The sequence below is a fragment of the Rhizobium lentis genome (assembly GCF_014200175.1).
In the GTDB taxonomy this organism is placed as follows: Bacteria; Pseudomonadota; Alphaproteobacteria; order Rhizobiales; family Rhizobiaceae; genus Rhizobium; species Rhizobium mulingense.
On sequence record NZ_JACHBD010000021.1, the window covers coordinates 1 to 16,983 of the forward strand.

Below are 16,983 nucleotides of genomic sequence, written 5' to 3' on the forward strand. Positions count from 1 at the left end.
GGCCCAGAACTCGTCGTCACCGCCCTTGCCGGAAATCAGCGGCTGATGGCTTGCCTACCGCCGCGCACGCCGATCCGCGACGACGAAACGCTCACCCTCTTCTTCGACGAGGAGGCGATGCATCTCTTCGACCTGGAAACCGGTCTCAGCTGCCTCAAGGAGCAATAGGCCGACCATGGCACCCTGAGCTCCTCGTTCAATTCGCCGCGTCGGCGGGCTTTCGCTTGTAAACATGGATATAGTCGACGAGCAGAATGGAAGGATTCGGCGTTTCATCGATCGGCCATCCCGAGCCGAGCGCCAGATTGACCAGCGGATAGAACGGCATGTGGAACTCCTTCGGGGTTTCGAAGCTCCAAAGGTATTGCCGATCCAAATAGAAGGTCGTCCTGTCGGCTTGGATATCGACACCGTAGGTATGATACTCGCTGTTTAGAATTCCGTCCTCGACCGTTTTCCAATAGCCGCCGATCGAGTTCTGGCCGCCTTGGCTCTGACGCCAGATATGAAAACCCATGCTGAATTCGTAAGGCGCGCGGCCGTAATATTCCAGCACGTCGATCTCGGCTGTGTATTTCGACCGGTCGAGCCCGATGAGCCAGAAGGCCGGCCAGACGCCCTTGCCCGGCGGCAGCTTCATCCGTGCTTCGAAATAGCCGAACTGCTGCGAGAAACCTTCGCCCTTCGGGTTCACTGACGACAGCAAGCCTGAACGCCAGGTGCCATCGGCCTCCTTGCGTGCTTCGATCTTCAGAATTCCCTGATCGGTGGTAAACGGAAAGCCGGGAGCCGGATCAGTGAAACGGGCATCACCGAAATCGCCGTTCCAGGGCGTATGAGCGATCCAGCGGGAGCTTTTCTCTCCCCAGGGCGAAACGTCGAGGCTGTCGAAACTCTCGTCGAATGTCAGCTGGTATGCATCAATATTGAGCGGTTCCTGGGCCACGCTGGGCTGGCCGGGCAGCGCGCCTAGACCGAGTACGACGAGCAGACCGAGCCACTTGGCAGATATCCCGTAATGCATTGTTATTCCCTTGAAAACGCTTCAACCAAATCGTCGGGGGCATTTGCCCCGATCATGAGGTGAGAACCTCGTTCCGTCGCGGCATCAGCCTTTGAACGACGATGGCCTCAATGCCGTCGGGCCTTCCGACCATGTGCCACAGCAGTAGCGCGCCAACCCAGAAAATGCCCGCTGCCACCCCGCCGCAAAGCGCGACGCAGACGACAAGAGTGACGCCGACAGGCATGGCGACGAGCATCGGCCCCACCCAGAGCAGGAAGGCGATCATCGGCAGGCTCGCGGCCAGCGGACGGATAAAGGAATTCAGTTGCGTGGCAAAACTTGCGCCGATCAGCCGCCGTGTGATGACAAGCGATGCGCCATAGGCGACGAGGACTGCCACGATCCGCGCGCCGAGTGCCCCCGCCACCTGAAAATAGCCGATGCCCAGAATGGTGACCGGTACCCTGACGGCGAACTCGACAAACATCCTGAGAGCGACATAACGGGTATTATTCATGACCATCGCCAATGGCGGCATCATGTTTGTCGGAAGACCAAGCAGGCTGACAAGGCACAGCCACTGCAGAATTGGTGCGGCCGATGCCCACTTCTCGCCGACGAGGATGCGCACGGTCGGCTCGGCGAGAAGGGCAAGTGCAATGAGAATGGGTGCTGCGACGAAGGTGATCGCATTCGTCGCCTTCAGATAGGCGGCGATCAGGTTGCGGCGATCTTCGACCGTGGAGAAGGCCGCCATCAGCGGGCGCAGCAACGGTCCGACGAAGGTTTGATACGGAATACCGGCGATATTGTCGGCGACGCTGAAGGCGCCGAACGTCGACAGGCCGGTAAAACGCGGCAGAAGCAGCCGGTCCAGTTGCCAGTTGATCGAACTCAACACCTGCGACACCGTATTCCAGCTGATCATGTCCTGAAAATGCTTCCATTCGGAAAGGCTGAACGTCGGTCGCATCGGCGCAAGAACATAGGAGGTGATCATCGCCGCGGTCGGGCCGGCGACCGCTCCGATCGCCAGCCCCCAATAGCTGCCTGTTGCCACAGCTACCCCCACTCCGAACAGCAACGTCGATCCCTTGGCGATGAGGTCGAGCGCGAACTCGCGTTTGAAATCGAACCGCTGCATGAAAAGAACCATGCGCGGGCTGACCACGCTGCGCATCGCAGGCGCGATCGCGAGAACGGCGACAAGGGCGAAAAGCCGAGGATCGTTGTAGACCAGCGCCATTGGCCAGGAGATGATCATCATCAGCAGGCTGATGGCCAGCCCTCTCAGCAGGCTGAGGGTGAAGGCCGTGGCGAACATCTCGTCCGAAGGCGACGATTGACGCATCAGCGCCTGGGTCAACGGCAGGTCCAGGATTGCCTCGACGATAACCAGGACCGACGTCGCGATGGCGACCAGGCCGAAATCCGCAGGACTCAGCAGCCTTGCCAGGACAAGGAGGCTGACGAAATCGAGCATCCGCGCGAGGAATTTTCCACTGATCGTCCAGATGCTCGCGGTCGCCGTCCTCTGAGATACGCTTGACATGATCGGTTTATCTATTTCTCGTCGAGGGGTTGAGACGGCGGTCGGGGCTGCAAGGCGGGCTGCTGCGTTCTTTCCCCCTCAACCCGGCCGTCTTCTGAAGACGCCGGCTGCTCCGTCTCTGTGGCTGGACAGTTGTTGCTCAATGAGACCGGACAGGCGATCGCGGAATACGGCCGAGGAGAATTTCAGCGAATGCGCGCGGATTGCATGCGGATCGATATCGTCCTCGACCTCTTCGAATGCTGCCATCGTTTCCAAAAGGGCTTCCGTCGTCTGCTCAGCGAAGCGAAAGCCGACCTGCGGCGCGGATACGGTTTCCCGGGCGCCGCCCGCATCGAAGGCCAAAACCGGCCGCCCTGATGCCATCGCTTCAACCGGCAGGATGCCGAAATCCTCCGTGCCCGGAAACAACAAGGCCCTGCATCGCGACAGGTGATCGCGCAGCACGTTGAAAGGCTGATGGCCGAGAAACTGAACGGTCGGCCCGGCGATCGACTTCAGGTAAGGGAGTTGTTCGCCCTCTCCGATCACCACTAGTTTCCGGCCGGCCTCGGTGCAGGCGCGCACGGCGATATCCGGCCGCTTGTAGGTAGTTAGCTGTCCTGCATAGAGGTAGAATTCGCCTTTCCCCTTGCCCACGGCAAAATCGTCGGTCGCAACCGGCGGATGGATAACGACGGCGTCCCGATCGTAGAACCGTCGGATGCGGCTTGCGACATATTCGGAGTTGGCGACGAACACATCGACGCGTGAGGACGTCGTCACGTCCCAGGCGCGCAGCACGGGCGCGGTAATTGACATCAGGGCACGTCCCACCCAGGGCAGGCCATGGCGATAGACATGGAACTGATCCCAGATGTAGCGCATCGGCGAATGGCAGTAGCAGACATGGAGGGCGTCGGCGCGTGTGATGATGCCTTTGGCGGGGCCGGATTCGCTCGACAGCACAAGGTCGTAATCCTGCAGATCGAACTGCTCAAGCGCAAAGGGCATCAGCGGCAGCATCTTGGCGTAGTGTCGCTGAGCGCCGGGGATCTTCTGCAGGAAGGACGTGCGAATGTTGCGCGTCTTCAGAAAATCGCTGATGCGATCCCGGTTGCAGACGAGGGTGAAGATGTCGGCCTGCGGGAACATCCGGCACAGCTCTTCCAGAACCTTCTCGCCGCCGCGCATCGAAACGAGCCAGTAATGTACGATGGCGACACGAAGTTGCCCGCTCTCTTTTGAGGTTCCGGCCTCGGTGACGCCTCTTTTCGTCATAACAGGCGCATCGGTCAAAAATAGCCTCGCGTCGGGAAGAGAGGTCGCTGCTTTAAGGGTCAACTGAATACTCCTTGTATCGCCACACCGTCTGCCGGCTCGGAAACCGCATTCGTCGAAATCAGGCTGTAATATTCGGCAAGAAGCGCATCGCGCCATTCCTCGTGTGTCGTGGCGAGATCCGGCGACAGCCGGAAGGCCAGCTCGCTCATGGCGCGGACCTCTTGCGCGGGCATTTGACTGAACCGCGTCAAAGTATCGGCAAAGGCACTTTCATCGGCGGTGTCGCAGGCAAGTGCCATGCCGGCTCTTTCCATTTCTTCGGCGAGAAAGGCGCTGCGCGACATGATGACGGGCAGACCGCTTCTTGCCGCTTCGATAGCGACGAGACCGAACGGCTCGGGATAGCGCGAGGGCATCAACAGCGCACGCGCCTTGCGGATGATCGGGCCTATCTCCGCATGCGACTGCCAGCCGATTGCCCTGACATGATCTCCCGACGCTGCGACCCGCGGCATCAGCGGCCCGTCGCCGATCACGCAGAGCCTGACACCGGCTCGGCGCGTGGCGGCGACGGCGTCCTCAACGCCTTTCTCCTCGTCCAGCCGTCCGATGAACACGAACTCGTCGTTGGCTTCCGCTTCGATGCGGTTGATGGAGAGTGGAGCGACGGGATTGCGGATCGTCGTCAGCCGTTCTGGCCGATAGCCGGCGCCGACCAGAAAACTCGCCATCTTCTCATGCAGCAGGATGATCCGGCCGAATTCAGCCTGACCCTTCAGCAGCCGAAGGATATTCGAGCCGCGGGCAACCCGCCACAATTTATGCGAATAACTTCTCTTGTCGCAAGCCGTCGCAATGCAGCCTCCGCCAAGCGGGCGTTGTAGGCAGATTTCCTGCGACTGATAGTTGAAGAAGGCGCCATTGGGGCAGGCCGTGAAGAAATCATGGGCGTGAACCACGCACCGTCCGGCGACCGGCGCCAGTGCCTTGAAAATCGCGGGAGACAGGATCTGGTGCCAGCCATGCACATGGTAGACGGTGTTGACGGTATCTTTTTCGGCAATCCAGTTCGCCGCCATGCGGACGGCGGCGCCGTTGTGAATGCCGGTGACGAATGCCTTCGCACGCTCGGCGCTGAGCAGGTCGCGGCTGTTCAGCCCGAACATCGAGATCCCGAGTGCGCCAAGCTCCGCATTGGCCGCATCATCCCCGCTGATATAGGTCACGGGGATGTCGAGCCCGCGAAAAAGCTTGGCAGACAGTACCGCCAGGGCTGTCGCACCGCCTTTGGCCACCGAATAGTCGTCAATCACGACCACGCGATCGATCTTTGCTGTGCGTGGGCCGGGAAGGCGGCCAATGCTTGCGGTGGATCGAAGGCCCTCGGAAAGCGACGGGCGCATTACTTCACCAAAACCGCGCCGTTGGCACAGGCTTCAAGCGCCTTGCGGTTGAGAATGCGGATCTTGCCCTGCCCCCCGTCGATGATCTTGCCTTCCCGCAGGCGCCGAAGGGATTGATTGACCTTCTCGCGCGACGCCGGCAGCGTCGCGGCCAGGTCATTTTGGGAGATGATCAGTTCGTCCCCGCTGTTTACAACGTCTTTTCCATAAACAGCCGAAAGCCTCAGCAGTGTGCTGGCTAGCCTCGACTGCAGGCTCGACGCCGCATTCGAAATGATCCGGAGTTCAAGCTCCGAAATACGCGCCAGCGCCCTGGAAAAAACCTTTTCGCGGAAGGAGGCATCACTGGCGTACTTGTCGCGCAACAGGCGACCTTCGAAGAAATGCAGCTCGCAGTTGGAGCCGGCTCGGTATTCGAGGCTTACCGTCTGCCTGCGCAGAACCTCGAGCTCGCCGATCAGGCCTGATTTCGGAATGATCTCGACAATGAATTCCCTGCCGTCGGGCAGCATCGTACTTGCGTTAACCACCCCGGAATGCACGCGCGCGAACATATCGATAAGGACGCCGGCCCCGGCAATGACCTCGCCGCGCCGGAAACGCCGGACGCTCGACCGGCAGGAAAGAAATTCATCGTCAAGCACGATGCGGCTGCCGAGATGAATGCCGCCGCTGGCCGATATCGTCGGCTTGCCGATGCCGGCCCTGCGATCTGATGCGTGTGTCACCCCGTCCATGCGCATAACTCCAATACTCGAATAACGACAAAAATGCTGCACCGCACCATTTATATTACCTTAATATCCAAGTCAAATTACATCTCCAATAATCAACGTACATATTGAGATTACAATTAGTCGAAAAAACAAAAATACATCAATATATCGCGTTAAGAACCTCGAGAAGATCAAATAAAGCACATCTGATTGAAATTTACGCTCATCGACAAGTCTTGATGATTAAAAAATACCATTAATCCGAATGACGATATCACAAATATAGATGTATCTACGCGCCCTAACCACGATTTGGTAGTTTATATCCTGATTTAGAATCAAAATAGTTTGCCAGACGCCACGATCGGATCTCTCTTCTGCGGTTTCCTAGCATAAAGTATTTATTAAGGATTATGACTTTGGTAACAGACAACAAGAGTGCGGCGCAGCAAATTTCGAACGGTTGTTAATCGGAAAGTTTTTGGAGACCCCCAATGGCATGGGATGCACATAGTTTCGAGGCATGGTCGCGTGTCGAACGGTCTGCGAAAGACGGCGACCTCTATGCGTCCCGGCCTCGTACAGCGGGCAGATCGGTCAAGCGCGCACTCGACCTTCAGTTGGCGATCACCGCCCTGGTCCTGCTTTCCCCGCTTCTGCTGCTCGTCGCAATGATCGTGAAATTCTCCGACCGCGGCCCAGTCTTCTATTCCCATACGCGCATCGGCTTCGGCGGAGCGCCGTTCGGATGCCTCAAGTTTCGCACGATGAAGACCGATGCGAGCGCGCAGCTGTCCGAATTGCTGCAAAACAGCGCGGCTGCGCGCAGCGAATGGGAAGCGACGCGCAAGCTGAAGGATGATCCGAGGATCACCGCCGTCGGCGACATTCTGCGACGGTCGAGCCTCGACGAGCTCCCCCAGTTGTTCAATGTGCTGCGTGGCGAAATGAGCCTGGTCGGACCGCGGCCGATCACCGCCGAAGAATTGCCGCGCTACGGCGAGCACATCTGGGCCTACATGGCCGTCCGTCCTGGACTGACCGGTCACTGGCAGACCAGCGGGCGCAACGATGTCAGCTATGAACACCGGGTTTCCCTCGACGTTCACTACCTCAATAACTGGTCGCTCGGCCGGGACTTGATCATCATCGCCAAGACGATCCCAGCTCTGTTTTCGCAGCGTGGCTCGTACTGAGTATCGAAGGGGAAAGCTGCCGAACATGTCCGTCGGAAGACACGCCCCCTTCGTCCCCTCCAGGCTGCCAGTATCTCGTAACTCCGTAATCTCGCCAGTTTGGATTAGGACGACATGACCTCAAGCACAATCTTCAGCGGTGTTTCCCCGATATCCCTGCCTGCCGCCGCAGCCGCTGGCGGGAACTCGCCGCTGACCCTGCGGGACATGCTGTTTTTTCTTAAAATGCGCTGGCTATGGATCCTGGCCACGACCTTTGCCTTCCTTGTTATCGCCGGCAGCTACCTTCTCACCGCCGCGCCGACTTATGTTGCCAGCACGCAACTTGTCATCTTCCCCCAGGTGAACAGCTCCGAAGCTCAAAGAGCCTTCGCGGAAGATGCATTCATCGAAGGGCAGCTGGAGATTGCCAGATCAAGCGATGTCGTCGACGGAACGGTAAGAGCGCTCGACCTTGATAGCGATCCCGACTTTGTCGATTGGAAACCTTCGCTTCTGGACAAGTCGAAGGACTGGCTTCTGAGAATTTCTGCTCAAATGGATACGGGGCAGGAAGCGGCAGGCATGAGAGCGAGTGATACCCCATCCAGACCGCGGACGGAGCAGGAACAGCTCCACGACCTGGCAATCGCCACCCTACAGAACATGATGGCCTTACGCCGGATCGGGAATTCCACGATCATCGAGATATCAGCTGCAGCGTCGACCCCTCAGAAGGCCGTCGCCATCGCTGATACGCTCGCCAGGCAATATATCCAGAAGAATATCGCAATGAAGGCCGATTCCTCCCGCCAATACAGCGACTGGCTGGAGAAATTCGTGAGGGAGCAACAGCGTGGGCTCGCCGATGCCTCCAGCGCCCTGAACACATTCAACAGCAACCCGCGCGACCAGTTCAAGCTTGCGGAGCTGCAGAGCGCGACCGATGCCCGCCGCGCCCTTTATGAAAGCACGCTGACCCAGCTTACCGAAGCCAAGCAGCGCATAACCTACCCCGTATCCGACGCCACGATCGTCTCACGGGCCACGCTACCTCTTTCAAAGGCGAGGCCGCGCAGCACGCTCATCATTGCCTTTGCCGGGGCGGTCGGCCTTGGCGTCGGCCTGGCGCTCGCCATGGTAAGGCACGCCAGCGACCGCCGGATCGTCCGTCCTCAGCAGATCGCGGATGCCGGCGGAGTGTCCATCATCACCGTGCTGGCAAGATCGAAGCAGAACCGGAATGGGCACTCAGCCGGCGTCCTCGCCGCCGACGCGGGCAGCATGAATACGGCCGCCTATCCAGTTATTCCCGGCATGGCGGAATTGAGCGCAACCGTCGTCGGCCTTCGGCGCAAACGCCGCGTCGTCATCGGAATCGTCGCCGTCGATACCGGCAGCGGGACATCGACCATTGCATGCGAACTGGCGGTGCTGTCGTCGATGTCAGGGGCGCAGACGCTGCTCATCGATGCGGCAGCGCAGAATTCCTCGCTCAGCAAATCGATCGCGCCTCATAGTTCCAAAGGTCTCGTCGATGTTCTCGACAATGGCGAACTGATCCAGACGGCGGCGTTGCCCCTCACCCCGACCCTGAAATTCCTTCCACTCGGGAAGGTAGAAGCCGTGACGCCGGCCGTTCGTCTAAGTTCCCGCCGCACCCAGTTGAGCTTCGCCGACCTGAAAAAGGAATTCGACGCTATATTCGTCGATATTTCCCCCTTCTCGACTTCCCCCGACGCCAATGCGATCGCGCCGGAGCTGGATGGCGTCCTCGTCGTCACCTCGCATGGGCGCACTTCGATCGACGATACCGTGCGCGTTATCGAGACCATGCGCAATGTCGGCGCCGAGATCCTCGGCGCGGTCATCAACCATGCACCGAAGAGAATAGAGTCATGATCTCACCTCCGACAGGAACAGCAGGACAGGGCCGTCCATTGCGAATTGCCTTGGGGATCGCCTCGGCGGGCCGCCCTTCGATATTGCGGGAGACCATCGATTATCTCACCGGCCTGCCGGACCAGGCGGAACGGCTCATCGTCTGCGTGCCCGTGATCGAGGATGCGGCCGGGCTTGCCGACCGCCGCGACGTGGACGTCATCGTCGGCAGCCGCGGCCTGACCGCCCAGCGCAATAGGATCATCCAGGCCGCCGCGGCTGATACGGACGTTCTGATCTTCCTCGATGACGACTTCATTCCCGCCGCGACTTTCCTATCGCGCATGGCGGCCGTCTTTGCAACAATGCCGGACGTGGCAATCGCCACCGGCGAGGTGCTGGCCGACGGCGTGCTCGACGGGGGCCTCAGCATGGCGAAGGCCTTGGAGGTTCTCTATACGGCAGGCGAAGGCGCCGAGCACGTGGCGGATGTCTATAACGCCTATGGATGCAACATGGCGGTTCGCCTTGCGCCCGTCGTCGAGCACGCCCTGACCTTCGACGAGCAGTTGCCGCTTTACGGCTGGCTCGAAGATGTCGATTTCAGCAGGTCCGTCGCCCGCCACGGCCGGTCCGTCTATGTCGAAGGCGCCCGCGGCGTGCATCTCGGCGTCAGATCCGGACGCCAGCCCGGCCGAAGGCTCGGCTATTCGCAGGTCGCCAATCCTTTCTACCTGATCCGCAAGGGCACGATGTCGAAAGGCCGTGCAATCGCGCAGATCGGCCGCAATATCCTGGCTAATATGTCGGGCGTCCTGTTGAAGGACCGGCTGATCGATCGGTGGGGACGTTTGAACGGTAATTTGCTGGCGCTGACCGATCTTGTCGTCGGTCGTGCCTCTCCGTCCCGCATTCTCGAATTCGGCACTTCCTCGCCGCACGAAATGCCTTCACCGTCGATCGCAACGGAGCGGAGATAGACCAATGCAGCCAGCATCCCTGTTCCATCGACTCGTTTCCGCGACGCTCGCCTTGCTGGCATTCGCCTGCCTGACCGGCTGGAGCGTCGCCCATGCGCAAACATTCACTCTCGTGCCGGAAGACAAGGTCAGGCTGCGCGTCGTCGAATGGCGGTCGTCGGATTCCCGCTATGCCAGCTGGGAGGCCCTCGATGGCGTCTATACCATCGACGATGCCGGCAACCTGTCGATCCCGATCGCTGGCCACCTGCAGGCGAATGGAAAGACGACCGAGCAGCTTGCCGATGCCATTGCCAGTGCGCTGGCCGAAAAATCCGCACTTCCGGGCAAGCCGTATATCGCCCTGGAGATTGCCGAGCACGCACCGATTTTCGTGACCGGAACCGTGCAAACCCCCGGCCGCTATCCGTTTGAACCCAACATGACGGTGATGAAGGCCGTCAGCATCGCCGGCGGCTTCCTCAGAGAACGCGAGGACAACACCTATTTCGAGCGCGACCGGATCCAGGCTGCCGGCGCCTACCGGACGGCCGTTATCAACCGGCGCGATCTCCTGATGCGACAGGCGCGGCTGCGCGCCGAGATCGCCGGCCAACAGAGTTTCGAGATCCCCGACGAACTGGTGGGAACGCCCGACGTCGACAAGTTGAAGGCACAGGAATTGAACCTAATGCGGTTGCGGCGCGTCGATATCGACAGCCGGATCGAAGCGGCGAATGACCTGACCCGCCTCTATGGCCAACAGGTCGAATCGCTCACGGCCAAGATCAGTTCGCAAAAACGGCAGATCGACCTTGCCCAGAAGGAACTGGACAATGTCAACAGCCTGGTGAGCAAAGGCCTCGTCAGCAATTCCCGCCAGGTCTCTGTCGACCGCTGGGTGGCGGATGCGCAAGGCACCTTGATCGATCTCGAAGTCGCCCTGACCACGGCTCGCCAAGGCCTCAGCGAAGCCGACCGTTCCAAGATCAACATCGTCAACAGGCAGAACAGCGAAAACCAAGACCTGCTGAACCAGGTCAATCTCGCGATCGGCAGGGCAGCGATCGATATCCAGGTAGCCCAGCTCCTCGGCGAACAGGCCGGCTACGACGCTCAGCTCGCCCAGATCAACACGGACGCGCCGGGGCTCGGCCGGGCAAAAAAGAACTACAGGATCGTGCGTCGCAATGATGACGGAACCTCCCACGACATCGTGGCGGACGAGCAAACCGCATTGCTACCGCATGACCTCGTCGAGGTCGGTCTTGACACGGCCCCTCAAGCGCCATCCTCATCGCCGCAGACAGCACCGCAGAAACAGAGCTTGACGGTCCCGTCATCCGATGTGGCCCGAGACAATCGCTCCGCTCCCGGCTGGATATCCCAGACCGGATCGAATTAGGAGGCGATTGTGATCATCGACGACAGCCGGCGGGCTTTCGCCTCGCACATCCTGCCGAAAGCTGGATGCGACTTTTCGGCAAATGCCAGGCCTCGGCCGCTCATTCTTCTGCTTGGGATCTGAAGCATGTCGATAGAGCCGATCGGTTTCGTGGTTCTGCTGCTTGGCGCGCTCAGCATGCTGAACGGCGCGCGTTTTGCCGTCACCGCCCTTTGCCTTTCGACGCTGCTCGGTGCCGCAGCGGCTCTGCAGTTGCCGGCGCTCGGCGGCAGCAGCATCCAGCCGAGCCATCTTCTGGTGCTCTTTCTGGTCATGACGGTCTTGCTGCGCCCGGTTCAGATGCAAGCGACGCTCGCCAGCATCGCCTATCCCGGCCCCGGCTTCTGGTTTGCCTGCTACATCCTGTTCTCCGTGGTGTCGTCCTTCTTCCTGCCCCGTATTTTTGCCGGCGCGACCCTCGTTTACTCCTCCGCCAGAGACCCCTCGGGGATGATGTCGACGGTAGCGGCTCCACTGGCTCCGGGTTCATCCAATATCAGCCAGTCCGTCTATCTTCTCGGCGACCTCGCCTGCTTCGCCGTCGTCGCCGGACTTGCCCGGTTGGGATATGGCCGGTTCATCGCGCGGCAGCTGATCGTCGCATCGATAGCGTGTTTTGCCTTCGCGCTGATCGACCTCGCAACGTTCCAGATCGGCCAGGCCCAGCTGCTCGATATCATCAGGAATGCGAATTATACGATGCACACGGCCGAGACCATCCACGGTTTCAAGCGCATCGTCGGCCCCTTTCCCGAAGCAAGTGCTTATGGCGCCGTTGCATTGGCCTATTTCGCCTTCACACTCATGTTATGGCTGGAGCGCGTCCAAAGCCGCATGGCTGGGTTGGCAACTCTTCTGATCGGCCCGACCATCGTGCTCTGCACCTCGACAACCGCCTATGTCGCGGGCGTCTTTCTTGTCTGCATGTTCGTGTTGTTCTGCCTGAAACGACTGATCGGCGGTTCCGCCACGACCCCGCACGTGACTTTCCTTGCGATCACGCTGTTCTTCATCCCCTGCGCCATCACCGCGCTCAGCCTTGTCCCCGATGCGTGGAATTCCATCGCCGGTCTCCTGACCACCACCGTATCGGACAAACTGCAATCGCAGTCCGGCGAAGAGCGCACCGCCTGGAACACCCTGGCATTGATCGCATTTGTCGATACCGCCACTTTCGGCGCCGGACTGGGCACGGTTCGAGCTTCCAGCTTCATCGCGGCGTTGCTGTCCAATGTCGGATTGACCGGCACCGCGCTGTTCGCCGTCTTCGTGTACAGTCTGATGAGGGCAGCCGGCCGGCACAAATCCGGCGACCGGCAAACCCACGCGATCGGAACCGCCGCCGTAATGGCATCCATCGCACAGATCGGCTCCGCAGCGATATCAGGAAGCGGCACGGATCTCGGCTTACTGTTCAGCACTTCGGCGGGGCTGGCCGCGGGCTGCCTGGCCGAAGCTTATGTGCCGCGGCATCGGGCGCCCTCATCGCCTGCGAACCGGCGTCCTATAGAGGCATCGGCATCTCCTTTGAGAGCGCCGATGTTTTCAACGCCATGACGCCCGCTCGGGACTTTCGCGATTGCGCCGAATGGCGGCCTGGCGCAGCCGGACACGGGCGAACACAGGTTCGGGGCCGCTCGGCGACGCCGCACCCTCCAGGGATTCCCGGTGAAATCAGGCTGCCGTTCGCAAGCGATGCCAAACCACGATCCAGGAAGGGATATGCCGCTGCTTCCGTCCCAATATCAGCTCTGCTGACGCTCGCTGGCGGCAGAGACACTGTCGGGGGAATTGCTCTGCCGCAGTCTGGCATTGCGCCGCAGGACACCCGACAGGAAGACGCCCGACAGATAGCCAATCTCCATCAGCACGAGGATCGCGATACCGGATCCGATCGCCGCTACACTGGAGGACTCATCCACGAAGGCCACGCCGCCGAAGCCGATTGCCACAAGCAATGCGAAGATTGCGAAAGCCCAAGCGCGGATGCAAGCACCGGCAGCTATCGAAATCACGGCGGCGATGAGCGCGGTAATCAGCATTCAAATACCTTTTCTCGCTGCGGCCCGACATGCGCCCCGGCCCCCATTGTCGTGCCGGGGGAGAAGATATCCAAACGCAGCGTCGTCGCAGGCAGGGCATTCTTCATGGTGAATATCTCAACAATGAAACACACGAAAACCGCCAGCAGCCGGACGCCGACCAGCCAACGACCGAGGCTGTGTCGCGGCAATGTATACCGGACCGGGCTTTCATACGACAGCCCCTTCCGCTCAATCAATAACTGTTCCCTCGACTTGGAAGGCGACAGCGATTCTGTGCTGTTAAAAACGATCGGAAAGGTGAAGACATGAACAATCAGTGCGTCGTCTACGTCACGGATGTCGAATATTCATTTCCGACAATTCTCTCAGCGCTGCAGGCTCGCAAATTCGCGAGCCCCGCGACCGATGTCTGTGTCCTCATGTCGGAACATCTCGATAATTTCGACGAACTCAAAGCCCTACTGGCTACGAGCGGGGTCGACTTGATCGATGCGACCGAAGCGCTGCAGGACTCGCTCGGCAAGCTCGATGGATCGCACTTCCAGGGACGTATCAGCGTCAGCACCATGGCCAAGCTGGTCCTGTGCGAGATCCTGCCTGCCAACTATACCCAGATCATCTACCTCGATGGCGACACCCAGATAGTCAGCGATCTCGGCGGACTCGAAAATGCGGTTGTGCCCGAGGGCAGGTTTTTTGCGGCGCGCGATTACACGGCGATCCATGACTTCCTCGACACCGGAAAGAACAGCCACTATTTCAACGCGGGGGTCTTGAAATTCCACCGCAAAGGGTGGATCGGGCAGGAGGCGCTTGAGCTTTTTGCTAGAAATCCCGAGGCCTGCGAGGGCAAACATGATCAGGGCGCATTGAATTATGTCTGCGGGTCATCGCTCATCCTCGTATCGAACCGCTGGAACTTTCCTAAACAGTTCCTTCATCTGGTCAACATGTCCGCCCTGTCGATCGTCCATTATATGGCGCATCCGAAGCCTTGGCATGGCACCTTCTTTCCCTGGACCGATCGGGAAAGCCAAGTCTATGTCCACTTGCGCAAAGCACATCCGATTTATAACTCGCTGTATCGCGGAATAAGCTTCGATCGTAAGGCCCTGTATAAGTACCGGTCGATGCGGGCGCGCATCAAACACGCAATCGAGGCGAACGGACCCAATCCGCGGGTCCAGAGCCTGCTGGTTGGCGATTACGCCGTGTGATGCATTGAGGTCCGCCTGGGGGTGAATAGCCGCGGGACTGATCTCGGCATCGCGGTCGACCCTTGGGTTGCAGGCGGACGCGCAACTATTCATCTATTCATTGCAGGATGGATAATGGTCAGGACAGAATATGAGTTATAGGGCTTCCGCCACCAGTATCTCGCATTACGCAAAAGCCCGCCTGCGCCGCTCGCTCAAGGCTCGGCAGGTTCGCTACGACCTGCTGCGCAACGGGCTCAAGCAGGCGCGTCACGTCGTCATCTGCGTCATCCGCGACGAAGGGCACCGGCTGGCATTTTTCCTCCAGTATTATCGCGATCTCGGCTTCGAGCACTTCATCTGCATCGACAACGGCTCGACAGACGGCACAGCCGAATTGCTGTCCGGCTTCGACGATGTCTCCCTTCTTTCTGCTCACGGATCCTACAAGGCGGCGAGATTTGGAAACGACTGGATCAACGAAGTCATCAACCGGCACTGCCAGCAGAAATGGGTCCTCTATGTCGACGCCGATGAGTTCCTGGTCTATCCGCATTGCGACACACGACCAATCGATCAACTGACCGCCTATATCGATTCCACCGGCGGTCATTCGCTGCGCTCGGTTATGATCGACATGTACAGCCGGCATCCCGTTCTCGAAAACATATGCGAACCCGGCCGCAATCCGCTCGAGGTCTGCAATCTCTTCGACCGGTCCGGCTATGTCGCGCATTTCGACGAACGCACCTGGACGATATGGATCAAGGGCGGCGTCCGCGGCCGGGTCTATTTCCATGACCGGCTCTGGGATGGTCCCGCGCTCAACAAGATCCCTCTCGTCTATATCGAAGGTGAACGTCTTTTTCTCAAATCATCGCACCAGGTCTGGCCGCTCTCCCTGAATTTGGGCGACATGCGCGGAGCGCTCGGCGTATCCGGCGCCCTTCTGCATTTCAAATTCCTGTCGACCTTCGTTCACAAGGTTGCCGATGCCGCGCACCGCTCCCAGCACACGGAGGAATATGCGGTATATTCCTCGAGCAAGGACAAGGATGATTTCGTCTACGACGATACGGGCACCTACCGCAGCTGGAAGGATCTCTCCGATCACGGGCTTATTCAGGGTGAAGGCTGGAAATACTGGAAGAATGCCTCCGAAAGCGACGTCTAACCACTATTATCGGGAAGCCGCTTCAACCGCCGTCAAACACAAGCCCCGCCGAGGCGGGTTTTGTCGAGGCTTTCGCTGCCGCATTCGTCGAGGCGCCCTCAAGCGATGTGGACGCCACACCATCGGCGTAGGCTTCCAGCGCCTTCCGATTGAGAATACGGACTTTGCCCTGCATGCCGTCGACCACTTTGCTTTCGCGCAAATGCCGCAGGCATTGATTGACCTTTTCGCGCGACGCCGGCAGCGTCGCCGCCAGGTCATGTTGGGAGATGATCAGCTCATCGCCGCTATGTTGTGCATCCACTTTGTACACGGCAGAAAGGCGCAGCAGCGTCCGGGCCAATCTCTGCCTCAGGTTCGATCCAGCGTTGCAAATGATCCGCAGTTCGAGTTCGGAAACACGCGCCAGCGCCTTCGACAGGAGCTTCACCTGAAATTGCGGATCGTTCGCACACAAATCCCGCAGCAAACGACCATCGAAGTAATGCAGTTCGCAGTCCGATGAGGCGCGATATTCCAGGCTGAGGGATTGCTTGCGCAACACCTTCAATTCGCCGATCAAGCCGTCTTTTGGGATCATCTCCACGATGAACTCCCGTCCATCGGCAGCGGCGTGCTTGCGCTCACCATTCCGCGCTGGACGCAGGCGAACATGTCGATGGCGTCCCCGGCGCAGCCAATCACCTCACCCCGTCGAAACTATCGAACACTCGAACGGCAAAACGGGAACTCGTGATCCAGATCACCACGGCCGCCGTATATGATATCTGCAGGCCCTGAAGTAACCGCTTCGCCTATTCGCGCCGCGCATGCACCAGTCTTGTTATCTCTTATGACGGGAACTCGTGATCCAGATCACCACGGCCGCCGTATATGATATCTGCAGGCCCTGAAGTAACCGCTTCGCCTATTCGCGCCGCGCATGCACCAGTCTTGTTATCTCTTATGTTAATCGCTCCGTCCATACGACGAAACTCCATGCAGAATATTTTAGCTATTGCTATTCGGCGACATTCATAATTCATTAAATTGTAAAGTAAAATTATAATAATATAAAGTCTTCATCTTGATTTATACACAAATAGTGACTAATGCTCACATTAATATACAATATGATGCAAATTTAATTCTAACTCATCGATCATCTTAAGCCAAGACCGAATTTTTAT

Annotated in this window: 14 protein-coding genes and 2 pseudogenes; 8 read left to right on the top strand and 8 right to left on the bottom strand. The window is 59.0% G+C overall.

The genetic code is table 11. The features are described 5' to 3' along the window. A pseudogene (locus tag GGI60_RS29535) lies at window positions 1-168 on the top strand (sugar ABC transporter ATP-binding protein); the annotation flags it as partial. A gap of 28 nt (window positions 169-196) precedes the next feature. Here the strand turns inward: GGI60_RS29535 and GGI60_RS29540 are convergent. From GGI60_RS29540 to GGI60_RS29560, 5 genes are all read right to left on the bottom strand, one after another. Beyond that, window positions 197-1,024, bottom strand: a complete 828-nt coding sequence (locus tag GGI60_RS29540; protein WP_183920019.1) for a glycoside hydrolase family 16 protein — start codon at window positions 1,022-1,024, stop codon at window positions 197-199. Window positions 1,025-1,076: 52 nt separating this feature from the next. Beyond that, complete coding sequence (locus tag GGI60_RS29545; RefSeq protein ID WP_077994884.1) at window positions 1,077-2,558, bottom strand: lipopolysaccharide biosynthesis protein; 1,482 nt, start codon at window positions 2,556-2,558, stop codon at window positions 1,077-1,079. Between the two features lie 78 nt (window positions 2,559-2,636). Beyond that, complete coding sequence (locus GGI60_RS29550; RefSeq protein WP_183920021.1) at window positions 2,637-3,881, bottom strand: glycosyltransferase family 4 protein; 1,245 nt, start codon at window positions 3,879-3,881, stop codon at window positions 2,637-2,639. After that, window positions 3,878-5,224, bottom strand: coding sequence for a glycosyltransferase family 4 protein (locus GGI60_RS29555; protein ID WP_183920023.1), 1,347 nt, complete (start codon window positions 5,222-5,224; stop codon window positions 3,878-3,880). Before GGI60_RS29555 ends, GGI60_RS29550 begins: the two co-directional genes overlap by 4 nt. Then, window positions 5,224-5,961 carry a Crp/Fnr family transcriptional regulator gene (locus GGI60_RS29560; RefSeq protein ID WP_183920025.1) on the bottom strand — a complete coding sequence of 246 codons (738 nt, stop codon included), beginning with the start codon at window positions 5,959-5,961 and terminating at the stop codon, window positions 5,224-5,226. The genes GGI60_RS29555 and GGI60_RS29560 overlap by 1 nt, the downstream gene beginning before the upstream one ends. A gap of 473 nt (window positions 5,962-6,434) precedes the next feature. On the opposite strand from GGI60_RS29560, the gene GGI60_RS29565 reads away from it, so the two are divergent. From GGI60_RS29565 to GGI60_RS29585, 5 genes are all read left to right on the top strand, one after another. After that, complete coding sequence (locus tag GGI60_RS29565) at window positions 6,435-7,136, top strand: sugar transferase (protein WP_009995030.1); 702 nt, start codon at window positions 6,435-6,437, stop codon at window positions 7,134-7,136. Between the two features lie 114 nt (window positions 7,137-7,250). After that, the gene (locus tag GGI60_RS29570; RefSeq protein WP_183920027.1) at window positions 7,251-9,017 is read left to right on the top strand and encodes a tyrosine-protein kinase domain-containing protein; all 1,767 of its coding nucleotides are present in this window, start codon (window positions 7,251-7,253) and stop codon (window positions 9,015-9,017) included. Continuing rightward, complete coding sequence (locus GGI60_RS29575) at window positions 9,014-9,976, top strand: glycosyltransferase family 2 protein (protein ID WP_183920029.1); 963 nt, start codon at window positions 9,014-9,016, stop codon at window positions 9,974-9,976. The genes GGI60_RS29570 and GGI60_RS29575 overlap by 4 nt, the downstream gene beginning before the upstream one ends. Window positions 9,977-9,980: 4 nt before the next feature. Next, window positions 9,981-11,360 (top strand): polysaccharide biosynthesis/export family protein, encoded by a 1,380-nt coding sequence (locus tag GGI60_RS29580; protein WP_183920031.1) that lies wholly within the window; start codon window positions 9,981-9,983, stop codon window positions 11,358-11,360. A gap of 126 nt (window positions 11,361-11,486) precedes the next feature. Further along, on the top strand, window positions 11,487-12,956 hold the full coding sequence (locus tag GGI60_RS29585; protein WP_106796557.1) for a hypothetical protein: 1,470 nt from the start codon (window positions 11,487-11,489) through the stop codon (window positions 12,954-12,956). Between the two features lie 188 nt (window positions 12,957-13,144). On the opposite strand, the gene GGI60_RS29590 is transcribed toward GGI60_RS29585, so the two are convergent. Beyond that, window positions 13,145-13,441 carry a hypothetical protein gene (locus GGI60_RS29590; RefSeq protein WP_077994891.1) on the bottom strand — a complete coding sequence of 99 codons (297 nt, stop codon included), beginning with the start codon at window positions 13,439-13,441 and terminating at the stop codon, window positions 13,145-13,147. After that, entirely contained in the window at window positions 13,435-13,680 is a 246-nt protein-coding gene (locus GGI60_RS29595; protein WP_183920033.1) for a hypothetical protein, read from the bottom strand. The genes GGI60_RS29590 and GGI60_RS29595 overlap by 7 nt, the downstream gene beginning before the upstream one ends. Window positions 13,681-13,749: 69 nt before the next feature. Here GGI60_RS29595 and GGI60_RS29600 point away from each other — a divergent pair, with 69 nt between their 5' ends. After that, entirely contained in the window at window positions 13,750-14,661 is a 912-nt protein-coding gene (locus GGI60_RS29600) for a glycosyltransferase (RefSeq protein ID WP_183920034.1), read from the top strand. Between the two features lie 130 nt (window positions 14,662-14,791). Next, complete coding sequence (locus tag GGI60_RS29605) at window positions 14,792-15,814, top strand: glycosyltransferase family 2 protein (protein WP_183920036.1); 1,023 nt, start codon at window positions 14,792-14,794, stop codon at window positions 15,812-15,814. Between the two features lie 109 nt (window positions 15,815-15,923). Here the strand turns inward: GGI60_RS29605 and GGI60_RS29610 are convergent. Continuing rightward, window positions 15,924-16,612: pseudogene (locus GGI60_RS29610) on the bottom strand (Crp/Fnr family transcriptional regulator); the annotation flags it as partial. Window positions 16,613-16,983 lie beyond the last annotated feature (371 nt).

What these genes read in the sequence shown, in the direction of transcription:
- GGI60_RS29540 (WP_183920019.1), bottom strand. Translation starts at nt 1,024, where the DNA reads ATGCATTACGGGATATCTGCCAAGTGGCTCGGTCTGCTCGTCGTACTC.
- GGI60_RS29545 (WP_077994884.1), bottom strand. Translation starts at nt 2,558, where the DNA reads ATGTCAAGCGTATCTCAGAGGACGGCGACCGCGAGCATCTGGACGATC.
- GGI60_RS29555 (WP_183920023.1), bottom strand. Translation starts at nt 5,224, where the DNA reads ATGCGCCCGTCGCTTTCCGAGGGCCTTCGATCCACCGCAAGCATTGGC.
- GGI60_RS29560 (WP_183920025.1), bottom strand. Translation starts at nt 5,961, where the DNA reads ATGGACGGGGTGACACACGCATCAGATCGCAGGGCCGGCATCGGCAAG.
- GGI60_RS29565 (WP_009995030.1), top strand. Translation starts at nt 6,435, where the DNA reads ATGGCATGGGATGCACATAGTTTCGAGGCATGGTCGCGTGTCGAACGG.
- GGI60_RS29570 (WP_183920027.1), top strand. Translation starts at nt 7,251, where the DNA reads ATGACCTCAAGCACAATCTTCAGCGGTGTTTCCCCGATATCCCTGCCT.
- GGI60_RS29575 (WP_183920029.1), top strand. Translation starts at nt 9,014, where the DNA reads ATGATCTCACCTCCGACAGGAACAGCAGGACAGGGCCGTCCATTGCGA.
- GGI60_RS29580 (WP_183920031.1), top strand. Translation starts at nt 9,981, where the DNA reads ATGCAGCCAGCATCCCTGTTCCATCGACTCGTTTCCGCGACGCTCGCC.
- GGI60_RS29585 (WP_106796557.1), top strand. Translation starts at nt 11,487, where the DNA reads ATGTCGATAGAGCCGATCGGTTTCGTGGTTCTGCTGCTTGGCGCGCTC.
- GGI60_RS29590 (WP_077994891.1), bottom strand. Translation starts at nt 13,441, where the DNA reads ATGCTGATTACCGCGCTCATCGCCGCCGTGATTTCGATAGCTGCCGGT.
- GGI60_RS29600 (WP_183920034.1), top strand. Translation starts at nt 13,750, where the DNA reads ATGAACAATCAGTGCGTCGTCTACGTCACGGATGTCGAATATTCATTT.
- GGI60_RS29605 (WP_183920036.1), top strand. Translation starts at nt 14,792, where the DNA reads ATGAGTTATAGGGCTTCCGCCACCAGTATCTCGCATTACGCAAAAGCC.